Origin of the sequence: Streptomyces sp. NPDC017095 (genome assembly GCF_044332325.1) — a bacterium.
Taxonomy (GTDB): Bacteria; Actinomycetota; Actinomycetes; order Streptomycetales; family Streptomycetaceae; genus Streptomyces.
The window spans coordinates 56,731-78,344 of record NZ_JBIROU010000003.1 but is presented as its reverse complement, the minus strand read 5'-3'; the positions used below and the strand labels follow the sequence as shown (position 1 = coordinate 78,344).

Here is a 21,614-nt window from a genome sequence, read left to right as displayed (position 1 = left end):
AGCCTGGGAGGTGGCCGGTGAGGGACGCGCCGCCCCGCGTGGCCGTCTACTTGGCGTCGGCGTAACACTCCACCACCGCCGTCGTGAACGGGAACCGCACCGGTGTGTCGCCGAAGGTCAGCCGGCCGGCGAGGGCGGCGGACTCGCGGATGGCCTCCGCGACCGCGTCCGCCTCCTCGGCCGGGCAGTGGACGATCACCTCGTCGTGCTGGAAGAAGACCAGCTCGGCCGCCATGTCCCAGAGGGCCTGGCGCAGCGCGGCGAGCAGCAGCAGGGCCCAGTCGGCGGCGCTGCCCTGGACGACGAAGTTCCGGGCGAAGCGGCCCCGCGCGCGGGAGTTCGTCGAGGCGTAGCCGGGAACCCAGCCGGACTGGATCTCCGGTTCCTCCTCGCCGACCGGGATGCCCGCCTCCTCCGCCTCGCCGCTGCCGGCCGCCGGCGGGCAGGTGCGGCCCAGCCAGGTGCGCACGAGCCGGCCTTCCTCGCCCGCGCGGGCCGCCTCGTCCACATAGGCGACGGCCGTCGGGAAGCGGCGGCGGAGCGCGGCGAGGTTCTTCAGGCCGTCGCCCGAGGTCTGGCCGTAGATCGCGCCGAGCACGGCGAGTTTGGCGTGGTCGCGGTTGCCGGAGAAGGCGCGCTCGGAGACGGACTGGTAGAGGTCGCTCTCCCGGCCGGCCACCTCCATCAGGCCCGGGTCGCGGGAGATCGCGGCCAGGACGCGGGGTTCCATCTGGTCGGCGTCGGCGACCACCAGCCGCCAGCCGGGGTCGGCGACCACGGCCCGGCGGATCACCTTCGGGATCTGCAGTCCGCCGCCGCCGTTCGTCGTCCAGCGCCCGGTGACCGTGCCGCCGGCGAGGAACTCGGGGCGGAAGCGGCCGTCGCGCACCCAGTCCTGGAGCCAGGACCAGCCGTGCGCCACCCAGATGCGGTACAGCTTCTTGTACTCCAGCAAGGGTGCGACGGCCGGGTGGTCGACGGACCGGATCTCCCAGCGGCGGGTGGACTTCACCTTGATCCCGGCCTGGGCGAAGGCCTTGACCACATCGGCGGCCAGGTCCGGCCGCACCCGGCGGCCGAAGGCGGTGGAGATCTGGTCGGCCAGTTCGGCGAGGCGGCGCGGCTCGCCGCCGCCCGCGTACCGCTCGCCGAGCAGGGTGTGCAGCAGCTCGCGGTGGACCGGGGCGCTCCAGGGCAGACCCGTCCGGTTCATCTCGGCGGCCACCAGCATCCCGGCGGACTCGGCGGCGGTCAGCAGCCGCATCCGGTCGGGGTGGGCGGTCCGCCGGTGCCGTCCGAGCTGGTCGGCGTAGACCGTGAGCAGGTCGGACAGGGGCAGGCGGGTGCCGGTGGGCACGAACAGCGGGGACTGGGCGCCCGGTGCGGCCGCGTGCTGCGGCGGGTCGGGCGGGACGGGGCCGCCGCGGAGGCGGGCCAGGGCGGCGGCGGCCGAGCGCGGCTCGCCGTACCGGCCCTCGTGGCCCAGCAGGAGCGTCTCGGCGTCCTCGATGTCGTAGCACCGCTCCACCCGCACCCCCGCGGCGAGCAGACGCGGATAGACCTCGGCGGTCGACCGCCACACCCAGCGCGTCACCTCCGGGCGGCTGCGCACCGCCCCGGCGAGATCGCCCTCCCGCCGCACCGGCCCGGCGGGCAGCCCGTCCGGGCCGAGGGGGGCGACGTCCACGCCCGCGTCCTCGGCCGGTGCGAGCGCCCACCGGTCGGTCATGTCCGCGAGTGTGGCAGGCGGGTCCGACAATCGCCCGCGACCTGCGGTGCCGTTCCGCGCGCGGCGCCCCGACACGGCACGCAGGCCGGTGGCGGTGATACCGTCCCGCCTCGAAGATCCCGTTATGTCCGAAGGGTTCCCGCCCCTCCGTGAAGCTGCGCCACAGCACCCCGGCCCGTTGTCCACAGCCTGTGGACGGCCGTGTCCCGTTGTCGGTGGCGCATGGCACGATCGATCCGTGACCAGTACCGCCACCGTCGAGCGGGCCTTCCGGGCCGCCCTCTACGACGACACCGACACCGGCCTCGACACGGGTGCCTCCCTGCTCGCCGCCGACCCGGCCGCCGACGCCGAACTCGCCCGGCACGGCGAGGAGTTCGTGGCGACGGCGTGGCGGCGCGGCTGGCAGCCCGCCGATGTCGTACGGCTGGTCCGGCGCGAGCTGGAGGACACCCACGCCGGCCTGGTCGCCGGGCTGATCCGGGCCCAGGCCGGGCGGGACCGTCCGCGCGGGCGCCGCTGGGCCGCCCAGCTGGCGGAGCTGCCCGCCGGCGAGCGCGCCGCCGACCGCTTCTCCCGGGCCACGGCCGTCCTGGAGCTGTACCGCCTGCTGCTGCGCCTGCCCGCCCTGGAGCCGCTGGAGGACGAATCCCGCCCCGCTGCCGGCCCGGCCGCCTCCCGCATGCTCACCCGCATCCGCGCGCTGCTCGCCAAGGCCGAGGCGACCGGCTTCCCGGAGGAGGCGGAGGCGCTCAGCGCCAAGGCGCAGGAGCTGATGGCACGCCACAGCGTCGACGAGGCGCTGCTCGCCGCCCAGGCGCCCGCGCCGGACGCGCCCGGCGCCTGCCGCATCGGGGTCGAGCCGCCGTACGAGCAGGCCAAGGCGGTCCTGCTGGACGCGGTGGCCACGGCGAACCACTGCCGGGCGGTGTGGAACGAACCGTTCGGCTTCTCCACGGTCGTCGGCTTCGAAGCGGACCTGGAGGCCGTCGAGCTGCTCTACACCTCGCTGCTGGTGCAGGCCACCCACGCGATGAGCAAGGCGGAGGCGGCCCAGCGGGCCGGTGGCCGCAAGCGGACCAAGACCTTCCGGCAGTCGTTTCTCGCGGCCTACGCCCACCGCGTGGGCGACCGGCTCGCGGCCGCCGCCGAGACGCAGGTGACCCGGGATCTGCTGCCGGTGCTGGCCACGCGCGCGATAGCCGTGACCGGCCGGCTGGAGCGGATGTTCCCGCAGACCACGACGTCCCGGCTGCGGGGTGTCAGCGACGCGGCGGGCTGGACCGAGGGCGCCCGAGCGGCGGACCGGGCCCAGGTCAGGGCCCGCCCGCGGCTGGAGTGACCCCCGCCTCAGTCGCCGACCTGCTGGAAGGCGCCCACGGAGGCGTCGGGCTGGTTCCCGCCGGCCTTCCCGGCGACCGGGCCGTACTTCCACGGGAAGCTGCGGCTGGTGTGGGTGCCGGGCAGGGTGATCTTCACGGTCTGTGCCGCCAGGGTGTTCCGCGCGCCGTCCGCCCCGCGCACATAGCTGACGGAGAAGGTCGCGGAGTCGCCCTTGGCCAGCTTCAGCTTCTGGGCCTTCGCGCCCTTGAGCACGGGCACGGCGGCCTCCTTGCCGCCGCCGCCCAGCACGACCTCGGGGAAGTGGTCCAGGGTGCAGGGCGCGCTCTGGTTGGTGAGGCTGACCGGGATCTCGCCGCTGTCCCCGGCGGCCGGGGCCACGCTCGCCGACCCGATCTGCACGGAGACGCCGCCGATCTCGCAGGCCGAGCCGGCGCTGTTGCCGTTCTTGCCGCCACCGTCGTCGCAGGCGGTCAGCAGCAGGGCGGCGGCGAGGGCGGTGACGGTGAGCGGAATGGCGCGCATGAGCGGGTCCCTGTCCTGGTGGTGACGGTGCCCTTGCATCATGGCGCCTGCCCGCGCATCCCGTACGCGCACCCCTGTCCAAACCACCGGAACGGTCAGCGCTCCAGCCGCGTCGGGAAGCCCGACGGCAGCTTCCCGCCCTCCGCCTTGGTGTACGTCTCCCGGCCCGGCCTGCCCGACCAGGTCACCGTCAGCGTCGTGCCGTTCACCGAGTCGACCGTGCCGGTGGTGCGCTCCCCGGCGCCCTGGGCGCAGGTCAGGCGGATCGTCCGCACGCCGGTCCCGGACCCCGCCGTCCCGCCGCACACGGTCCGGTCGGTCGAGAAGAGTCCGGCCTGCGTCCCGGTGATCACCAGGGCCAGGACCCTGCCGCCGGCGGTGGTGATCCAGCTGCCCTCCAGGGCGGCGGCGCCGGTCACGGCGGGGGAGACGGTGGCCGTCGGCGGGGTCGCGGAGGCGGCCGGCCGCGGCGAGGCGTCGGAGGTGTGCCCGGACGTGCCGCCGTCGCACGCCGTGAGCGCCAGCGCGCCCGCCACTGCCGCGGCCAGGGCCGCGCTCCGCACTCTCGCCGTTGCACAGGTCACCGGAACGCTCCTCGGACGGTAGCGGCCGGCCGTCCTCACCGGACGGCCCGCAGCGCAAGTTACCAGTAGTTACCCGGACGATTTCCGGACGCGCGGCAGGACTCCCGGAGGGAATCCCCGGTGCGCCGGATTCGCGCGTATTTCGGGCCGGGGCGGCGGAATCAGGGAACAAGAAGGGCGCGGTTCGCGTCTGTTGTGGAGGAGGGGCGTTTCGGCCCCAGGACATCTCCTGCCTGCTCCGGGGCACCCGCCGGAGGAACCCGGGTAAAGCGCGCGTCAAAGCTGTAATCGCGGGGCCACGGTTCGTGCACGTGCATCTGCTCATGCGTGTGCACGTGAACAGAGCTATGATCCGGGTCAGTTGACCACTGCATCTATGGCCTCACCAGCCAGTGCACCACCGGGGAGCGATCTGTGGACCGCGACGTTGACGGCGTGTACGGGGGGTACGACGTGTACAACGGCATGGCTGCCACGCAGCTGGACGGAGTGGCCTGGCAGAAGAGCAGGCACAGCAACTCGCAGGGGTCCTGCGTGGAGTTCGCGCGGTTGCCGGGCGGTGAGGTCGCCGTGCGCAACTCGCGCTTCCCGGACGGCCCGGCGCTCGTCTACACGCGCGCGGAGATCGAGGCGATGCTCCTCGGGATCAAGGACGGCGAGTTCGACCACCTGATCGCGAGCTGACCGCCGGCCACGCTCCGGCACGGACCCTGGCAACGATGTCGGACGGGGCCGCGGAGAGCCGGCAGCCGCAGAGAGCGGAGGAATCGGGGGAAGCGGGGAAGCCCACGCGTCCGCCGGCAGCGCGCCGTAGCGGATCAGCCGGCCACGCGCCGGACCGGATCAGCCGGTCGTGCGCAGCCGGAACAGGGCCCAGACCACCTTGCCCTGCAGCGTGCCGGCGAGCGGGTGCCAGCCCCAGCTGTCGGCGAAGGAGTCGACCAGGAACAGGCCCCGGCCGGACTCGGCGGAGAAGTCGTCCGACTCCTGGGGCACCGGCGTCTCGTGGCTCGGGTCGCGCACCGCGCACACCAGCCGCTCGCTCCAGCGCATCAGGTGCAGCCGCACGGGCGGCAGATGCGTGTCGGTGCGGCCCGCGTCCGCCGGCACCGCGTGGCGCAGGGCGTTGGTGACGAGTTCGGAGACGACCAGACACACGTCGTCGAAGCGTTCGCCGATGTCCCACGGATCGAGGGTGTCCCGGGTGAAGCGCCGGGCCTCGCGCACCGCCTCGTACCGGGCGGGGAGAACGCAGGAGGCGGCATCGGACACGGCCGCGGGGTCCAACGGCGGAAGGCCCTGCCGTAACGGCTTGAGCATGGTCGATCCATTCGTCCCCATGCGAGGCACTCCCGGGAATTCGCGGTCGTTGCGATGCAGCGGTGGCGCGGACCCATGGTTTCGGATGCGTAAGTCAGATGCAAGGGCAGATGCACGTGCACGCGACCGAAATGGCCCTGACCGTACCGCTTCTTGGCCATTTTTTCCGGCCTCTTCCCCCGTGGTCGCCGCCAGAGGTCCCGACCTGTGCCCGGCCCGGGCCGCCCGAAACGGCCGAGGCTTTCCGTTTCCGTAACCATGCGAGTACTGCTCGGAGTGTTTTAGTGGCAGACTTCGGCCCTTGAGGACGGTTGGGGAGGCTGGCGAAGTGAGCGCGGGAGAGCCCGGATCGGTGGTGCGGCGGATGCTGCTCGGTTCGCAACTCAGGCGGCTGCGTGAGGCCAGGGGGATCACGCGCGAGGCGGCGGGCTACTCGATCCGCGCCTCGGAGTCGAAGATCAGCCGGATGGAACTGGGCCGGGTGAGCTTCAAGACCAGGGACGTGGAGGACCTGCTGACGCTCTACGGCATCACCGACGAGGCGGAGCGCGAGTCGCTGCTCTCCCTCGCCCGTGAGGCCAACGTGGCGGGCTGGTGGCACAGTTACACCGACGTCCTGCCCAGCTGGTTCCCGACCTACGTGGGCCTGGAGGGCGCCGCCTCGCTGATCCGCGCCTACGAGGTGCAGTTCGTGCACGGCCTGCTCCAGACCGAGGAGTACGCCCGCGCGGTGGTCCGGCGCGGCATGAAGGGCGCGAGCGTCGCCGACGTCGAACGCCGGGTCGCCCTGCGCCTGGAGCGGCAGAAGTACCTGCTCTCGGCGAACGCGCCGGAGTTCCACATCGTCCTGGACGAGGCCGCCCTGCGCCGGCCCTACGGCGACCGCGAGGTGATGCGCGGCCAGCTCCAGCACCTGATCGACCTCTCCGAGCGGCCCAACGTACGGCTCCAGGTCATGCCGTTCAGCCTCGGCGGGCACTCCGGCGAGAGCGGCGCCTTCACCATCCTCAGCTTCCCCGAGTCCGATCTGTCCGACGTGGTCTACCTGGAGCAGCTGACCAGCGCCCTCTACCTGGACAAACGCGAGGACGTCGCCCAGTACGAGCAGGCACTGAAGGAACTCCAGCAGGACAGCCCCGGCCCGGACGAGAGCCGCGACCTCCTGCGCGGTCTGCTGCAACTGTCCTGACCCGCCCCAACTCTGGTGACTCGCAAGTAGGATGACGCTCGATCAGACCTGGCGTGGATCTGTGGCCGCTAGCGATTGAGGGATCACATGTCGTCCTACTTCACCGACCTGGCCCGGCAGTACATCGACGGCGAGTGGCGCCCGGGCACGGGCTCCTGGGACGTCATCGACTTCGATCCGTACAACGACGAGAAGCTGGCCTCGATCACGGTGGCCACGGTCGACGAGGTGGACCAGGCCTACCGGGCCGCCGCCCGCGCCCAGAAGGAGTGGGCCGAGACCAGCCCGTACACCCGGCGCGGTGTCTTCGAGCGGGCGCTGCGCCTGATAGAGGACCGCGAGCAGGAGATAGCCGAGCTGATCGTCGCGGAGCTGGGCGGCACCCGGGTGAAGGCCGGCTTCGAGCTGCACCTCGCCAAGGAGTTCCTGCGCGAGTCGGTCCACCTCGCGCTGCGCCCCGAGGGCAGGATCCTGCCGTCGCCCGCCGACGGCAAGGAGAACCGCGTCTACCGGATGCCGGTCGGTGTCGTCGGCGTGATCAGCCCCTTCAACTTCCCCTTCCTGCTGTCGCTGAAGTCGGTCGCCCCGGCCCTCGCGCTCGGCAACGCCGTGGTGCTCAAGCCGCACCAGAACACCCCGATCGCCGGCGGCACCCTGATCGCGAAGATCTTCGAGGACGCCGGGCTGCCCGCCGGCCTGCTGAACGTCCTCGTCACCGACATCGCCGAGATCGGCGACGCGTTCCTCGAGCACCCCGTCCCGAAGGTGATCTCCTTCACCGGTTCGGACAAGGTCGGCCGGCACGTCGCCACCGTGTGCGCCCGGCACTTCAAGCGCGCGGTACTCGAACTGGGCGGCAACAGCGCGCTGGTGGTGCTGGACGACGCCGACATCGACTACGCGGTGGACGCGGCCGTCTTCAGCCGGTTCGTGCACCAGGGCCAGGTCTGCATGGCCGCCAACCGCGTCCTCGTGGACCGCTCCGTGCTGGAGGAGTTCACCGAGAAGTTCGTCGCCAAGGTCAGGACCCTCAAGGCCGGCGACCCGCGCGACCCGGAGACCGTCATCGGCCCGGTGATCAACTCCGCGCAGGCGGCCGCGGTCTCCGGCACGGTCGAGCAGGCGCTCGCCGAGGGCGCCACCGCCCTGGTGCGCGGCACCACGACCAACAACCTGGTCGAGCCGAGCGTGCTGACCGGCGTCCCGGCCGGATCCCCGCTGCTCCAGCAGGAGGTGTTCGGCCCGGTCGTCTTCCTCATCCCGTTCGACGGCGAGGAGGAGGCGGTCCGGATCGTCAACGACACGCCCTACGGCCTCAGCGGCGCCGTCCACACCGGGAACACCGAGCGCGGTGTGGCCTTCGCCAAGCGCGTCGACACCGGCATGTTCCACGTGAACGACGGCACCGTCCACGACGAGCCGATCGTGCCGTTCGGCGGGGAGAAGCACTCCGGTCTCGGCCGGCTCAACGGCGAGACCACGCTGGAGGCGTTCACCACGGTCAAGTGGATCTCGGTCCAGTACGGCCGCAGCCGGTTCCCGTTCTGATCCGCGTCTTCGCGTGCACCGGGCCATGGAGGACAGAACCTGTCCTCCATGGCCCGTAGCGTCGTTCGTGCCGGGGACGACCGCCCCGGCGGACGGCCAGACGGAAGGCGGCAGGCCATGGTCACACACGTGCCGGCGGAGGAGCAGGGCGACGAGCGCGGGGCGCTGCTCGCGTTCATCGAGGAGCAGCGCGGCGGCATCCGCCGGGCGCTGCTCGGACTGACCGAGGAGCAGGCCCGTACCCGTCCCAGCGCCAGCGAGCTGTCCCTGGGCGGTCTGCTCAAGCACGTCGTCGAGGTGGAGCAGAGCTGGGCCGCCCGGGCCCGGCAGGAGCCGCCGGCGGTGCGGCGCGACGCGTCGAACTGGCACGAGACGTTCCAGCTCGTCGGCGAGGAGACGGTCGCCGGGCAACTGGCCTACTGGGAGCGGGTGGCGGCCGGGACCGAGCGGCTGGTGCGCGCCGCGCCCAGCCTGGACGACACCTTCCCGCTGCCGCCGGACCCCTGGTTCCCGCCGGAGGGCCGCGTGTCGCTGCGCTGGCTGTGCCTGCACCTGATCCGGGAGACGGCCCGGCACGCCGGCCACGCCGACATCATCCGCGAGTCGCTGGACGGCCGGACGGCGTTCGAGCTGGTGGCCCTGGAGCGGGAGGGTTCCGGGGGCTGAGCGAGGCGGGTCCTAATCTGGACCCCATGTCAGCGATCCGTCTCCTCGTGCTCGGCGCGGTCCGCCAGCACGGGCGGGCCCACGGCTACCAGGTGCGCAACGACCTGGAGTACTGGGGCGCGCACGAGTGGTCCAACGCCAAGCCCGGCTCGATCTACCACGCGCTGAAGCAGATGGCCCGGCAGGGACTGCTGCACGCGCACGAGACCGCGCCCTCCACGGCCGGCGGCCCGCCGCGCACCGAGTACGAGCTGACCGGCCGCGGCGAGGACGAGTTCCTGCGGCTGCTGCGCGAGTCCCTGGTCTCCTACGACCAGAAGACGGACCTCCAGTCGGCGGCCGTCGGCTTCCTGGTGGAGCTGCCGCGCGCGGAGGCCCTGGAGCTGCTGCGCGAACGGATCCGCCGGATCGGGCGGTGGCGGGACTCCGTCACCGGGAACTACCTCCCGGACGGCGGCCCGGAACAGCTCGGCCACATCGGCGAGATCATGCGCATGTGGCTCCACACGGCCGACTCCGACGCGGCCTGGACCCAGGGCCTGATCGACCGGCTGGAGGCGGGCGCGTACACCTTCGCGGGCGAGGGCGAGCCGTTCGTCGGCGTCCTCGCCGAGGGCCAGGAGAACCCGTACGCGACGGGGGAGCGGCACCCGGAGGACGACCGCTGAGCAGGGGCGCGGACTTGCACCTCACGTGACGTGAGGCGGCAGCGTGGACGCGTACCGACCGAAGGAGCGGAGAACAGTGAGCTACTCCGTGGGACAGGTCGCGGGGTTCGCCGGCATCACGGTGCGCACCCTGCACCACTACGACGAGATCGGCCTGCTCGCGCCCGGCGAGCGCACCCGCGCCGGCCACCGGCGCTATACCGACGCCGACCTCGACCGGCTCCAGCGCATCCTGTTCTACCGGGAGCTCGGCTTCCCGCTCGACGAGGTCGCGGTCCTGCTCGACGACCCGGACGCGGACCCCCGCGCGCACCTGCGCCGCCAGCACGACCTGCTGGCCGCCCGGATCGAGAGGCTCCAGAAGATGGCCGCGGCCGTGGAGCACGCCATGGAGGCACACAAGATGGGCATCGACCTGACGCCGCAGGAGCGGTTCGAGGTCTTCGGGGACAACGACCCCGAGCAGTACGCCGAGGAGACCGAGCGGCGCTGGGGCGGCACGGAGGCGTACGCCGAGTCGCGGCGCCGCACCGCCGGCTACACCAAGGAGGACTGGCAGCGCATCCAGGCCGAGGCCGGCGCATGGGGCGAGCGGTACGCCGCCCTGGTCGCCGCCGGCGAGCCCGCGGCCGGCGAGGCGGCCATGGACCTGGCCGAGGAGCACCGGCGGCACATCAGCCGGCACTACTTCGAGGTCCCGTACGACACGCACCGGTGCTTCGGGCAGATGTACGTCTCCGACGCGCGCTTCAAGGAGTTCTACGACGCGCTGCACCCCGGTCTCGCCGAGCACCTGCGCGACGCGATCCTCGCCAACGCCGACCGCCACACCCCGGCCTGACCTCCCGGTCCGGGAGCGCACGGGGTCCGCTCCCGGACCGGAACCACACCGGACGCCCGGGCCACGGCTTTCTCCCGGGCGCCGGGCAGTGCATCCTGGAGCCACCGGTGGAACCCGGAACGGTCGCCTCACGTTGATAGCTTTGTGCGGCCGCACATGGACGCCGCAGCCGCCTCACCCCTCAGGAGCCCGGACCCGTGATGACACTCGCCCTAGGCCCGAGCTGGCTCGATCCCGACTATCTGCTCGGCACCTACGGCATCTGGGGTCTGCTGCTCGTCGTCTTCGCCGAGTCCGGGCTGCTCATCGGCTTCTTCCTGCCGGGTGACTCGCTGCTGTTCACCTGCGGCCTGCTGATCACCTCCGGCCAGCTGGACTTCCCGCTGTGGGCCGCGATCGCCCTGATCTGCCTCGCGGCCGTCCTGGGCGACCAGGCGGGCTTCATGTTCGGCAAGAAGGTCGGCCCGTCCCTGTTCAACCGCCCGGACTCGCGTCTGTTCAAACAGGAGAACGTCACCAAGGCGCACGAGTTCTTCGAGAAGTACGGCCCGAAGTCCCTGGTCCTGGCCCGCTTCGTGCCCATCGTGCGCACGTTCACGCCGATCATCGCGGGCGTCAGCGGGATGCGGTACCGCTCGTTCCTGACCTTCAACGTCATCGGCGGCGTCCTGTGGGGTGCCGGTGTCACCCTGCTCGGGTCCTGGCTCGGCAACATCGGCTTCGTCAAGACCAACATCGAGGCGATCCTCATCCTGATCGTCCTGGTCTCGGTGGTCCCGATCGCGATCGAGTTCCTGCGGGCCCGCGGCAAGGCGAAGAAGGCCGCCCGGTCCGCCCCGCGGCAGCCCGAGGCCCCGCGGCAGCCCGAGGCCCCGCTGTACCGGCAGCCGCCGGTGATGGACACCTCCACGACCCAGCTCCGCCGCATCGACCCGGAGCAGCCGTACGAGCAGCAGTTCGAGCAGCCCTATGAGCAGCCGTACGAGCAGCAGTACGGCGCACCGCAGCAGTACGACGGGCAGTACGGCGCACCGCAGCAGTACCCGCAGTACGGCCAGCAGCAGCCGTACCAGCAGCCCCAGCAGCACCCCCAGCCCCAGCAGCAGGACTGGGACCAGCAGCACCACGACCCGCGGCAGTACCCGCAGCAGCAGTACGACGAGAACGGCTACCCGTACGACCACCGCCCCCGGTAGCGGTCAGAAGCCTCGCGTCCGCTTCGCCGCCCGGCGCTTGCCGGCGGAGCCGACCCGCAGGAACAGCCGGGAGATCTCCGAGCCCAGATTGACCCCGATGGCGATGGCCATGGCCAGCGACGCGGCCTTGGCCAGCGACACCAGGCCCTTGTTCACGTCGTTCTGCGCCATGGACAGCAGCCCGAAGTAGGTCGACGAACCGGGCAGCAGCGGCCCGATCGCCGCCGTCGTGTAAGGCAGCGCGGAGGCGAACCGGTACCGGGACAGCAACTGCCCGAACAGTCCGACCAGGCCCGCCGCGACCGCCGTGGAGGCCACCGGCGAGATGTCGCCGGCGTAGCGCATCGCGCCGTACACCGACCAGGCGACGCCTCCGTTGAGGGTCACCCAGAGCACGGTGGACCGTTCCTGCTGGAGCAGCACCGCGAAGGTCAGCGACAGCAGCATCGAGGCCGCGATCTGCAGCAGGGGCGACTCGGAGGTGCTCAGCGCCGCGTCCGGGTTGAGTTTGCCGCCGAACTTCACGCCGAAGTACAGGACGGTCAGCACCCCGGCGACGATGCCGACGAAGAAGTACATGACCTCCAGCAGCCGCGCGGAGGCGGTGATGTAGAAGCCCGTCAGGCCGTCCTGCACCCCCGCCACCAGCGCCCGCCCGGGCAGCAGCGCGAACAGCCCACCGGTGATCACCGCGGAGCCCTTCACGTCCACGTGGGCCAGGGTCAGCGCCACACCGATCGCGGCGGCCGGCATCGCGGCCACCGTGAACTGGTAGAACTCCGGCAGCCCGCGCCCCGCGCACAGCCACGCCAGCCGGTCGCCGAGCATCGCGCCGACGGCCGCCGCGAGGAACACGATCGGGTCCGCCTCGCCGCCGACCAGCACGGACGCCGCGCCGGCCAGCAGCCCGCCGGCCAGGGTGAGCGCCCAGCCGGGGTACGGGTGCCGGTTGCGGCGTATCTCCGCCAGCCGCCGGTACGCCTCCTCCAGGGAGACATGGGTCTCCGGGTCGGTGAGGTCGTCCACCAGGCGGAAGACGGCCGCCAGCCGTGTGTAGTCGGTGCCCCGCCGCCGTACCGTCCGCGACGCGGTCACCGGGTCCTCGACCAGGGACGGCTGGTGGGAGATCGACAGCAGGGTGAAAGTGACGGTCGGCTCGCACCGGTCCAGGCCGTAGGACCGGCACACCGCGAACATCGCGGCCTCCACGTCCTCAGCGCCCTCGCCGCCGGCCAGCAGCAGCTCCCCGATGCGCAGGGTGAGGTCCAGCACGCGCGGGACGGCCGGGCCGTCCTCCTCCTCGCGCTGCACCGGTTCGGGCGCCGGCCGCTCGGTCACCGGCATCCGCAGCATCGTGCGCATCCGGTCCTGCCAGGGCGCGTCCTTGATCAGGCTGACCAGTGGCACCCCGGCGGGGGGCGTGAACGCGCTCGGCGCGTCCTTCGCGCTGTAGGTGCGCGGCGGGCTGAACGCCGAACCCTCCGGCTCCGCGCTCGGCGGCTGCGGCGTCTGGAGCCCCTGCGGCACCGCGAACTCGGAGGTCGTCTCCGACTCACCGCCCCTGGGGACACCGAGACCCTTGGGAACGGCGAACTCGGACGTGATCTCCGGGTCGTACCGCGCCTCGTCGGACCCGGGCTTGCGGTCCTCCGCCTCCGTCACCTCGCACCGCTCCCTGAACGACACCTTCCGTAAGCCTCAGTATGCGCACACGTACCCGGTCGGGCCGTATTCGTGCCCGCATGCGGAACGGGCCGCACGCATGCGCGTGCGGCCCGTTCCGGTGGGGCGGGGGTCAGTGACCGCCCTGCTCCTTGAAGCGCTTGTACGACCGCTCGATCTCCGTCTCGGCGTCCGTGCGGCCCACCCAGTTGGCGCCCTCGACGGACTTGCCGGGCTCCAGGTCCTTGTACACCTCGAAGAAGTGCTGGATCTCCAGGCGGTCGAACTCCGACACGTGGTGGATGTCGCGCAGGTGCTCCACGCGCGGGTCGGTGGCCGGCACGCACAGCAGCTTGTCGTCGCCGCCCGCCTCGTCCGTCATCCGGAACATGCCGATCGCGCGGCAGCGGATGAGGCAGCCCGGGAACGTCGGCTCGTCCAGGATGACCAGCGCGTCCAGCGGGTCACCGTCCTCGCCGAGGGTGTTCTCGACGAAGCCGTAGTCGGTCGGGTAGGCGGTCGAGGTGAAGAGGCGACGGTCCAGGCGGATCCGGCCGGTCTCGTGGTCCACCTCGTACTTGTTCCGCGAACCCTTCGGGATCTCGATCGTGACGTCGAACTCCACCGGTGGCTCCTCCATGATCAGCACATAGTTCTGGTGGTTAAGTGTCCCTCACGCAGGTGTGTGATCGCGAAAGGGGCTGGTGGTCGTGCCAGAGCCGAGACCTTGGCGAGCCGCGGGACCGCGGGTGGCGCGGCTCGCGGACGCCGTACGACCGCGTCTGGCGCGCGCCGTCAGGGCCGCGCGGCTGCCGCCGGCCGTGCGCTCCGGCTCCGTGCACCTCCCCCGTCTCCCCCGTCCGCGGACCGTCAGGACCTGGCAGTACACCGCGGGCGCCGCCACCGCCGGCCTGGTGCTGGCCGCCGGTGTGGTGACCGCGGCCGGACCCTGGGACGCCAACGGTCAGCGTACGGCCGAGCGGCTCCGGGCCGCCGCCCCGGAGCGGGCAGGTGGCGCAGATCACGGTGCCACGGCCGGCGGCGCGCCCCGGCCCGCGCCGAGCGCCGGACCCGTCCTGACGGCCCTCGGCGCCGCCGCGGACGCCGTGGGCACCGGCAAGACCGCCCAGGAGGCCCCGGCGCTCCCGGACGTCCTCGGGCCGCTGCTGGACGATCCCGCGCTCGGCGACCGCCACGCGGCGGCCGTCGTCGACGTCACGACCGGCGAACGGCTGTACGACGCCGACGCCGGCCAGGCCCTCACGCCCGCCTCCACCACCAAGATCGCCACCGCCGTCGCGGCCCTGTCCGCCCTCGGCCCCGACCACCGCCTCACCACCCGCACCGCCCTCGACCCCGACACCCGGGAACTGGTCCTGGTCGGCGGCGGCGACCCCACGCTCACCGCGCACGCCCGGACCGGCGGCTGGGCCGGCCTGCGTGACCTGGCGGCGGACACCGCCCGGGCCCTGCGCGAGCGCGGCATCCGCAAGGTCACCCTGTCCTACGACACCACCCTCTTCACCGGCCCCGCCCTGCACCCCATCGGCGTCAACGACAACCTCGCCCCGGTCAGCGCCCTCACCGCCGACGAGGGGCGCGCCGACGGCTCCGCCCGCGGTCCGGCGCCCCGCGTGAGCGACCCGGCGGCGGACGCGGCGGCCAAGTTCGCGCGCTTCCTGAAGAGCGCCGGCATCACCGCCACACCGCCCGGCCCGTCCAAGGCGGGCACCCGCGCGCAGACCCTCGCCACCGTCTCCTCGCCGCCGCTGTCCGCGCTGGTCGAGCGGATGCTGACCAACAGCGACAACGACATCGCCGAGGCCCTGGCCCGGCACACCGCGCTGGCGAGCGGGCGGCCGGCCGGGTTCGCCGGCGGCGCCCAGGCCATCGCCACCCAGTTGCGCGGGCTGGGCCTGCCCATGGCGGGCGCCGCCTTCCACGACGGCAGCGGCCTGGACCGCGCCGACCGGCTCACGGCCGGCCTCCTGACCGGCCTGCTGGCCAAGGCGGCCGACCCGGACCGGCCCGGCCTGCGCCCGGTCCTCACCGGCCTGCCCGTGGCCGGCTTCACCGGCACCCTGAGCGGCCGCTACACCGACGGCGCGGCCGGCGCCGTACGCGCCAAGACCGGCACCCTCACCGGTGTGAACACCCTGGCCGGCACGGTCGTGGACCAGGCCGGACACCTCCTGGCCTTCGCCTTCCTGGCCTCGGATACCTCCGACGCCCTGGCGGCCCAGGCGGCGCTGGACCGGGCCGCGACGGCGCTGGCGGGCTGACGGCCGGGCCGCCCGGTCCCGCGCGGGCCGGCGCACGGCTGCCCGAAGTGGCACCCCTCACGTACGGTTGACAGCATGACTGGCTTCGGTGGCACCGCATCTGTCGGGATGGTCGACTGGAACCTCGCGGTGGCGACCGCGACACGGCTCGTACGCCCCGGACCCGACGTCAGCCGCGACGAGGCCAGGTCCGTCGTCGCGGAGCTGCGCCGGCACGCGAAGGCCTCGGAGGAACACGTCCGGGGCTTCACCCGGATGGGCACCGGGGACGCCCACGACACCCCGGTCCTCGTGGTGGACCGCCCCGGCTGGGTCCGCGCCAACGTCGCCGGCTTCCAAGAGATCCTGCGGCCCCTGCTGGAGAAGATGCAGGAGCGGCGCGGCGCCGGACCGGGCGGCGCGGTCCTCGGCGCCGTCGGCGGCAAGGTCACCGGCGTGGAGCTGGGCATGCTCCTGTCCTTCCTGTCCTCCCGGGTCCTCGGCCAGTACGAGACCTTCGCCCCGGCCGCCCGCGACCTCCCGGCCGGCGCCAACGGCGGCGGCCGGCTGCTGCTCGTCGCCCCGAACATCGTCCACGTGGAGCGCGAACTCGACGTCGACCCGCACGACTTCCGCCTGTGGGTCTGCCTGCACGAGGAGACCCACCGCACGCAGTTCACGGCCGTGCCCTGGCTGCGGGACCACCTGGAGAGCGAGATCCAGTCGTTCCTGGCGGAGACCGACGTCGACCCCATGACCTTCCTGGAGCGCATCCGGGACGCGGTCCAGTCCCTGGCCGGCGGCCGTCCCGAGGGCGAGGAGGAGGACGGCGGCCGCTCCTTCGTGGAACTGGTGCAGACCCCGGCCCAGCGGGAGATCCTCGCCCGGCTCACCGCCGTGATGTCGCTGCTGGAGGGGCACGCCGACTTCGTGATGGACGGCGTCGGGCCCAGTGTCGTACCGACCGTCGCGGAGATCCGGGAGAAGTTCCAGCAGCGCCGCGCCAAGGGCGCCTCCCGGCTGGACCTGGCCCTGCGCAAGCTGCTCGGACTGGACGCCAAGCTGCGGCAGTACCGTGACGGCGAACGGTTCGTGCGGGCCGTCGTCGAGCAGGTCGGCACCGACGGCTTCAACCGCGTGTGGACCTCTCCCAACACCCTGCCCACCAAGGCGGAGATCGCCAAACCGGCGGACTGGGTCGCGCGGGTGCACAGCAGGACCGAGGAGTGAACGGCGCGGGGGAGTCGTGAACCGAATCCCGCCGACGGCAGGCGAACGCCCCTCCAATCACCCGTCCGAGGGACCGTAAGCCATGCGTAGGCGTGCGATGCTCGGGGAACGGCCCGCTTCTGTCACCATCTACACACTCTGAGTGACCGACTCGGGCTCATCCCCCCGAAACTTCATGAAGGGAACCGGACATGGGTCCCCATCCTGCGGTCGCGGCGATACGCCTGGCGGTCCGCCGCGTCCTCCACGACCTCCTGAACGACCACATCGCGCCCGCGCCCGTGCACGCGGGCAGCCACCCCGCACGCACCGCCGAGCGGCCCCCCTCTCCGCTCGTCCTCGTCGCGTGCTCCGGCGGCGCCGACTCCATGGCTCTCGCCTCCGCCCTCGCCTTCGAGGCCCCCAAGCTGGGTGTCCGGGCCGGCGGTGTCACCGTCGACCACGGCCTCCAGCCCGGCTCCGACCTCCGCGCCGAGGAGGTCGTCCTGCGCCTGCGCCAGCTCGGCCTGGACCCCGTCGAGTCCATCGCCGTCACCGTGGGCCGCGAGGGAGGACCCGAGGCCGCCGCCCGGGACGCCCGCTACGCCGCCCTGGACGCCACCGCCGAACACCACGGCGCCGCCGCCGTCCTGCTCGGCCACACCCGCGACGACCAGGCCGAAACCGTCCTGCTGGGCCTCGCCCGCGGCTCCGGCATCCGCTCCCTGTCCGGGATGGCCGCGGTCTCGGGGGCCGGCGGCCGTTACCGGCGGCCCTTCCTGCACCTGGACCGGCAGACCGCCCGCAACGCCTGCCTGGCCCAGTCCCTGCCGGTCTGGGACGACCCGCACAACGCCGACCCGGCCTACACCCGCTCCCGGCTGCGACACGAAGGACTGCCCGCCCTGGAGAAGGCCCTCGGCAAGGGCGTGGTCGAAGCGCTCGCCCGCACCGCCCAGCTCTCCCGCGACGACGCCGACGCCCTGGACGCCTGGGCCCGGCAGGCCGAGGACTCCGTACGGGACGCCGCCGGCCGGCTGGAGTGCGCCAAGCTGTACGCGCTGCCGCCCGCCGTGCGCCGCCGGATCCTGCGCCGCGCGGCCATCGAGGCGGGCGCACCGGCCGGCGCGCTGTTCGCCCGCCACATCGAGGAGGTCGACCGCCTGATCACCGGCTGGCGCGGCCAGGGAGCCATCAATCTCCCGGGCCGGGTCGTCGCTCAGCGGCAGGGTGGCAGACTGGTGATTCGGCAAGGCTGACGACCGGCCCCGCGGAGTGCCCTCCGGCGGACCGGGCAGCCGCGGGCCGTTTCCTACGGCCGTAAGTGCGGGACGACCGAAAGTGATGCGGGTGGACGCGAAAGACATGGGTGCCGACCTTCAGCAGGTGCTCATCACCAAGGAAGAGATCGACGCGAAGCTGGCCGAGCTGGCCGCGAAGATCGACGCGGAGTACGCGGGCAAGGACCTGCTGATCGTCGGTGTGCTCAAGGGCGCGGTGATGGTCATGGCCGACCTGGCCCGGGCGCTGTCCACCCCCGTCACCATGGACTGGATGGCGGTGTCCTCCTACGGCGCGGGCACCCAGTCCTCCGGTGTGGTCCGCATCCTCAAGGACCTCGACACCGACATCAAGGGCCGGCACGTCCTGATCGTCGAGGACATCATCGACTCCGGTCTGACCCTGTCCTGGCTGATCAACAACCTCGGCTCCCGGGAACCGGCCTCGCTGAAGGTGTGCACCCTGCTGCGCAAGCCGGACGCCGCCAAGGTCGCCATCGACGTCGAGTGGGCCGGCTTCGACATTCCGAACGAATTCGTCGTCGGCTACGGCCTCGACTACGCCGAGAAGTACCGCAACCTCCCGTTCGTCGGTACGCTCGCGCCGCACGTCTACGGCGGCTGAGCCAGTCGGCCCAAGACTGGTAGGACGATCGGGAACCCCAGCGGGTTCCGTGCCGTTGAAGCAAGCGGAGACGGGTTTTCCCAGCCGTCGAAACGGCTCCGTGCGGCTTCGGGCAACAATGCTGGGGTACCGTCAGAAGAACTGTCTTATCAAACTCACTATGGCAGGAGGGACGGGGCGGCACCGCTCCGTATGGATGGACGTGAAGCGATACTTCCGTGGGCCGGTCATGTGGATCGTGCTGGCCGTCCTTGCCGTGGTCGTGTTGATGCAGGTCGTCGGCTCGTCCGGCGGCTACAAGACGGTGGACACCGGCCAGGTCGTGGCGGCGATCAACGACAACAAGGTCGAGTCGGCCAAGCTCACCACCGGTGACGAACAGAGCATCAAGGTCACGCTCAAGGACGGCTACAAGGTCGACGGCAGCTCGAAGATCCAGGCGAGCTACATCGGCGACCAGGGCGCGCAGCTCGCCGGGACGCTGCAGACCAAGTACCAGGCGAAGCAGATCACGGACGGCTACACGGTCTCGCCGTCGAAGCAGAACCCGTTCGTCGGCGTCCTGCTCTCGCTGCTGCCCTTCGTCCTGATCGTGGTCGTCTTCCTGTTCCTGATGAATCAGATGCAGGGCGGCGGCTCCCGGGTCATGAACTTCGGCAAGTCCAAGGCGAAGCTCATCACCAAGGACACCCCCAAGACCACCTTCTCCGACGTCGCCGGCTGCGACGAGGCCGTCGAGGAACTCCAGGAGATCAAGGAGTTCCTCCAGGAGCCGGCCAAGTTCCAGGCCGTCGGCGCCAAGATCCCCAAGGGCGTGCTGCTCTACGGCCGCCCGGGCACCGGCAAGACCCTGCTCGCGCGCGCCGTCGCCGGCGAGGCGGGCGTCCCCTTCTATTCGATCTCCGGCTCCGACTTCGTCGAGATGTTCGTCGGCGTCGGCGCCTCCCGGGTCCGCGACCTGTTCGAGCAGGCCAAGGCGAACGCCCCGGCGATCGTCTTCGTCGACGAGATCGACGCGGTCGGCCGGCACCGCGGCGCCGGCCTCGGCGGCGGTCACGACGAGCGTGAGCAGACCCTGAACCAGCTGCTGGTCGAGATGGACGGCTTCGACGTCAAGGGCGGTGTGATCCTCATCGCCGCCACGAACCGTCCGGACATCCTCGACCCGGCGCTGCTGCGCCCGGGCCGCTTCGACCGGCAGATCGCGGTCGACCCGCCGGACCTCCAGGGCCGCCTGGAGATCCTCAAGGTCCACCAGAAGGGCAAGCCGGTCGCGCCCGACGTCGACCTGGCCGCCGTGGCCCGCCGCACCCCGGGCATGACCGGTGCCGACCTCGCCAACGTGCTGAACGAGGCCGCGCTGCTCACCGCCCGCGGCGACCAGAAGCTGGTCGACAACAAGGCGCTGGACGAGGCGATCGACCGGGTGGTCGCGGGCCCGCAGAAGCGGACCCGGATCATGTCGGACAGGGAGAAGAAGATCACCGCGTACCACGAGGGCGGTCACGCCCTGGTCGCGGCGGCCTCGCCGAACTCCGACCCGGTGCACAAGATCACGATCCTGTCCCGCGGCCGTGCCCTCGGTTACACGATGGTCCTGCCCGACGAGGACAAGTACTCGACCACGCGCAACGAGATGCTCGACCAGCTCGCCTACATGCTGGGCGGCCGGGCGGCCGAGGAACTGGTCTTCCACGACCCGACCACGGGTGCCGCGAACGACATCGAGAAGGCCACCAACCTGGCCCGCGCGATGGTCACGCAGTACGGCATGACCGAGCGGCTCGGCGCCATCAAGTTCGGCGGCGACAACAGCGAGCCGTTCCTCGGCCGTGAGATGGCTCACCAGCGGGACTACTCGGAAGAGGTCGCCGCGCTGGTGGACGAAGAGGTCAAGAAGCTGATCGAGACCGCGCACAACGAGGCCTGGGAGATCCTGGTCGAGAACCGCGACGTGCTCGACAACCTCGTCCTCCAACTGCTGGAGAAGGAGACGCTGGGCAAGGAGGAGATCGCCGAGATCTTCGCCACGATCGTCAAGCGTCCGCCCCGGCCCGCCTGGACCGGTTCCTCCCGCCGCACCCCGTCCACCCGCCCGCCGGTGCTCTCCCCGAAGGAGCTGGCCCTGACCAACGGTGCGAACGGCGCGACGGCGTCGATCAGCACGGTCAAGTCGACGGCGAAGGAGTCCGCCCCGGTGACGGAGCAGACCCCGGAGGACCGCTCCGAGAGCTGACCGCGGTCCCGGCCCGCGGGCCCGGAATGAATGCCGCGTCCCCCAAGGTTCTAGCCTGGGGGGCGCGGCATTTCCGTATGCCCGCGGGCAGGACGCACAGGAACGAGGCATCAGATGACCGACCCCGTCACGCTGGCCGGCGACGGCTTCATCGGCGAATTCGACGAGAAGCGTGCGGAGAACGCCGTGCGCGAACTCCTGATCGCGGTGGGCGAGGACCCGGACCGGGAGGGCCTGAGGGACACGCCGGCCAGGGTCGCGCGGGCCTACCGGGAGATCTTCGCCGGTCTGTGGCAGCAGCCGGAGGACGTGCTGACGACGACGTTCGACCTGGGTCACGACGAGATGGTCCTGGTGAAGGACATCGAGGTGTACTCCACCTGTGAGCACCACCTGGTGCCGTTCCGCGGGGTCGCGCACGTCGGCTACATACCGGCCGAGAGCGGCAAGATCACCGGCCTGTCCAAGCTGGCCCGGCTGGTCGACGTCTACGCGCGCCGACCCCAGGTGCAGGAGCGTCTCACCACGCAGATCGCGGACTCCCTGATGGAGATACTCGAGCCGCGCGGTGTGATCGTCGTGATCGAGTGCGAGCACATGTGCATGTCCATGCGCGGCATCCGCAAGCCGGGCGCGAAGACCCTCACGTCCGCCGTGCGCGGTCAGCTCCGGGACGCGGCCACGCGGAACGAGGCGATGAGCCTCATCATGGCGCGCTGAGCGCGCTCAGCGCG

At 72.0% G+C, this 21,614-nt stretch carries 20 protein-coding genes; 14 read left to right on the top strand and 6 right to left on the bottom strand.

Annotated elements, in window-relative coordinates:
* Positions 1 to 46 precede the first annotated feature (46 nt).
* Positions 47 to 1,729, bottom strand: coding sequence for a bifunctional 3'-5' exonuclease/DNA polymerase (locus ACH4OA_RS06505; RefSeq protein ID WP_397943521.1), 1,683 nt, complete (start codon positions 1,727 to 1,729; stop codon positions 47 to 49).
* A 238-nt stretch (positions 1,730 to 1,967) separates the two neighbouring features.
* Between ACH4OA_RS06505 and ACH4OA_RS06500 the strand changes: the two genes are divergently transcribed.
* Positions 1,968 to 3,071, top strand: coding sequence for a DUF2786 domain-containing protein (locus ACH4OA_RS06500; protein ID WP_397943519.1), 1,104 nt, complete (start codon positions 1,968 to 1,970; stop codon positions 3,069 to 3,071).
* A gap of 8 nt (positions 3,072 to 3,079) precedes the next feature.
* On the opposite strand, the gene ACH4OA_RS06495 is transcribed toward ACH4OA_RS06500, so the two are convergent.
* Complete coding sequence (locus tag ACH4OA_RS06495) at positions 3,080 to 3,595, bottom strand: DUF4232 domain-containing protein (RefSeq protein ID WP_397947817.1); 516 nt, start codon at positions 3,593 to 3,595, stop codon at positions 3,080 to 3,082.
* A 95-nt stretch (positions 3,596 to 3,690) separates the two neighbouring features.
* On the bottom strand, positions 3,691 to 4,179 hold the full coding sequence (locus tag ACH4OA_RS06490; protein ID WP_397943515.1) for a hypothetical protein: 489 nt from the start codon (positions 4,177 to 4,179) through the stop codon (positions 3,691 to 3,693).
* 414 nt (positions 4,180 to 4,593) lie between these two features.
* Here ACH4OA_RS06490 and ACH4OA_RS06485 point away from each other — a divergent pair, with 414 nt between their 5' ends.
* Positions 4,594 to 4,863: a DUF397 domain-containing protein gene (locus ACH4OA_RS06485; protein ID WP_397943512.1), complete on the top strand. Its 270-nt coding sequence runs from the start codon at positions 4,594 to 4,596 to the stop codon at positions 4,861 to 4,863.
* Between the two features lie 159 nt (positions 4,864 to 5,022).
* On the opposite strand, the gene ACH4OA_RS06480 is transcribed toward ACH4OA_RS06485, so the two are convergent.
* Positions 5,023 to 5,499, bottom strand: coding sequence for an ATP-binding protein (locus ACH4OA_RS06480; protein WP_397943511.1), 477 nt, complete (start codon positions 5,497 to 5,499; stop codon positions 5,023 to 5,025).
* A gap of 364 nt (positions 5,500 to 5,863) precedes the next feature.
* Between ACH4OA_RS06480 and ACH4OA_RS06475 the strand changes: the two genes are divergently transcribed.
* The 6 genes from ACH4OA_RS06475 to ACH4OA_RS06450 all read left to right on the top strand — a co-directional run bounded on the left by ACH4OA_RS06475 (position 5,864) and on the right by ACH4OA_RS06450 (position 11,607).
* Positions 5,864 to 6,688: a helix-turn-helix transcriptional regulator gene (locus ACH4OA_RS06475; RefSeq protein WP_365873634.1), complete on the top strand. Its 825-nt coding sequence runs from the start codon at positions 5,864 to 5,866 to the stop codon at positions 6,686 to 6,688.
* Positions 6,689 to 6,775: 87 nt separating this feature from the next.
* Entirely contained in the window at positions 6,776 to 8,236 is a 1,461-nt protein-coding gene (locus tag ACH4OA_RS06470) for an aldehyde dehydrogenase family protein (protein ID WP_397967911.1), read from the top strand.
* 117 nt (positions 8,237 to 8,353) lie between these two features.
* A complete protein-coding gene (locus ACH4OA_RS06465; RefSeq protein WP_365873618.1) occupies positions 8,354 to 8,902 on the top strand; it encodes a DinB family protein in 549 nt (182 codons plus the stop codon).
* 26 nt (positions 8,903 to 8,928) lie between these two features.
* Positions 8,929 to 9,570: a PadR family transcriptional regulator gene (locus ACH4OA_RS06460; protein WP_365873616.1), complete on the top strand. Its 642-nt coding sequence runs from the start codon at positions 8,929 to 8,931 to the stop codon at positions 9,568 to 9,570.
* 76 nt (positions 9,571 to 9,646) lie between these two features.
* The gene (locus ACH4OA_RS06455; protein WP_397943505.1) at positions 9,647 to 10,411 is read left to right on the top strand and encodes a MerR family transcriptional regulator; all 765 of its coding nucleotides are present in this window, start codon (positions 9,647 to 9,649) and stop codon (positions 10,409 to 10,411) included.
* 200 nt (positions 10,412 to 10,611) lie between these two features.
* Positions 10,612 to 11,607 (top strand): VTT domain-containing protein, encoded by a 996-nt coding sequence (locus tag ACH4OA_RS06450; RefSeq protein WP_397967908.1) that lies wholly within the window; start codon positions 10,612 to 10,614, stop codon positions 11,605 to 11,607.
* 3 nt (positions 11,608 to 11,610) lie between these two features.
* Here ACH4OA_RS06450 and ACH4OA_RS06445 read toward each other — a convergent pair whose 3' ends face one another.
* Both ACH4OA_RS06445 and ACH4OA_RS06440 read right to left on the bottom strand, forming a co-directional pair.
* Complete coding sequence (locus ACH4OA_RS06445; RefSeq protein WP_397943504.1) at positions 11,611 to 13,269, bottom strand: threonine/serine exporter ThrE family protein; 1,659 nt, start codon at positions 13,267 to 13,269, stop codon at positions 11,611 to 11,613.
* A 133-nt stretch (positions 13,270 to 13,402) separates the two neighbouring features.
* Positions 13,403 to 13,894 carry an inorganic diphosphatase gene (locus ACH4OA_RS06440; protein ID WP_030734045.1) on the bottom strand — a complete coding sequence of 164 codons (492 nt, stop codon included), beginning with the start codon at positions 13,892 to 13,894 and terminating at the stop codon, positions 13,403 to 13,405.
* A gap of 124 nt (positions 13,895 to 14,018) precedes the next feature.
* Between ACH4OA_RS06440 and dacB the strand changes: the two genes are divergently transcribed.
* The 6 genes from dacB (at position 14,019) to folE (ending at position 21,600) form a co-directional block, all read left to right on the top strand.
* A complete protein-coding gene (dacB, locus tag ACH4OA_RS06435) occupies positions 14,019 to 15,551 on the top strand; it encodes a D-alanyl-D-alanine carboxypeptidase/D-alanyl-D-alanine-endopeptidase (RefSeq protein WP_397967905.1) in 1,533 nt (510 codons plus the stop codon).
* Between the two features lie 75 nt (positions 15,552 to 15,626).
* On the top strand, positions 15,627 to 16,760 hold the full coding sequence (locus tag ACH4OA_RS06430; RefSeq protein WP_397943500.1) for a zinc-dependent metalloprotease: 1,134 nt from the start codon (positions 15,627 to 15,629) through the stop codon (positions 16,758 to 16,760).
* Positions 16,761 to 16,951: 191 nt separating this feature from the next.
* Entirely contained in the window at positions 16,952 to 17,998 is a 1,047-nt protein-coding gene (gene tilS, locus ACH4OA_RS06425; RefSeq protein ID WP_365873604.1) for a tRNA lysidine(34) synthetase TilS, read from the top strand.
* A gap of 85 nt (positions 17,999 to 18,083) precedes the next feature.
* Complete coding sequence (gene hpt, locus ACH4OA_RS06420) at positions 18,084 to 18,644, top strand: hypoxanthine phosphoribosyltransferase (RefSeq protein WP_365873602.1); 561 nt, start codon at positions 18,084 to 18,086, stop codon at positions 18,642 to 18,644.
* 196 nt (positions 18,645 to 18,840) lie between these two features.
* Entirely contained in the window at positions 18,841 to 20,880 is a 2,040-nt protein-coding gene (ftsH, locus tag ACH4OA_RS06415; protein ID WP_365873600.1) for an ATP-dependent zinc metalloprotease FtsH, read from the top strand.
* Positions 20,881 to 20,994: 114 nt separating this feature from the next.
* A complete protein-coding gene (gene folE / locus ACH4OA_RS06410) occupies positions 20,995 to 21,600 on the top strand; it encodes a GTP cyclohydrolase I FolE (RefSeq protein ID WP_365873598.1) in 606 nt (201 codons plus the stop codon).
* The last annotated feature ends 14 nt before the right edge of the window (positions 21,601 to 21,614 follow it).

Excerpts from the sequence above, each read along its gene's own strand:
- hpt (WP_365873602.1), top strand. The coding sequence starts at position 18,084 with ATGCGGGTGGACGCGAAAGACATGGGTGCCGACCTTCAGCAGGTGCTC.
- ftsH (WP_365873600.1), top strand. The coding sequence starts at position 18,841 with ATGGACGTGAAGCGATACTTCCGTGGGCCGGTCATGTGGATCGTGCTG.
- ACH4OA_RS06475 (WP_365873634.1), top strand. The coding sequence starts at position 5,864 with ATGCTGCTCGGTTCGCAACTCAGGCGGCTGCGTGAGGCCAGGGGGATC.
- ACH4OA_RS06450 (WP_397967908.1), top strand. The coding sequence starts at position 10,612 with ATGACACTCGCCCTAGGCCCGAGCTGGCTCGATCCCGACTATCTGCTC.
- folE (WP_365873598.1), top strand. The coding sequence starts at position 20,995 with ATGACCGACCCCGTCACGCTGGCCGGCGACGGCTTCATCGGCGAATTC.
- ACH4OA_RS06480 (WP_397943511.1), bottom strand. The coding sequence starts at position 5,499 with ATGCTCAAGCCGTTACGGCAGGGCCTTCCGCCGTTGGACCCCGCGGCC.
- ACH4OA_RS06470 (WP_397967911.1), top strand. The coding sequence starts at position 6,776 with ATGTCGTCCTACTTCACCGACCTGGCCCGGCAGTACATCGACGGCGAG.
- ACH4OA_RS06460 (WP_365873616.1), top strand. The coding sequence starts at position 8,929 with ATGTCAGCGATCCGTCTCCTCGTGCTCGGCGCGGTCCGCCAGCACGGG.
- ACH4OA_RS06465 (WP_365873618.1), top strand. The coding sequence starts at position 8,354 with ATGGTCACACACGTGCCGGCGGAGGAGCAGGGCGACGAGCGCGGGGCG.
- ACH4OA_RS06505 (WP_397943521.1), bottom strand. The coding sequence starts at position 1,729 with ATGACCGACCGGTGGGCGCTCGCACCGGCCGAGGACGCGGGCGTGGAC.
- tilS (WP_365873604.1), top strand. The coding sequence starts at position 16,952 with ATGGGTCCCCATCCTGCGGTCGCGGCGATACGCCTGGCGGTCCGCCGC.
- ACH4OA_RS06430 (WP_397943500.1), top strand. The coding sequence starts at position 15,627 with ATGACTGGCTTCGGTGGCACCGCATCTGTCGGGATGGTCGACTGGAAC.
- ACH4OA_RS06495 (WP_397947817.1), bottom strand. The coding sequence starts at position 3,595 with ATGCGCGCCATTCCGCTCACCGTCACCGCCCTCGCCGCCGCCCTGCTG.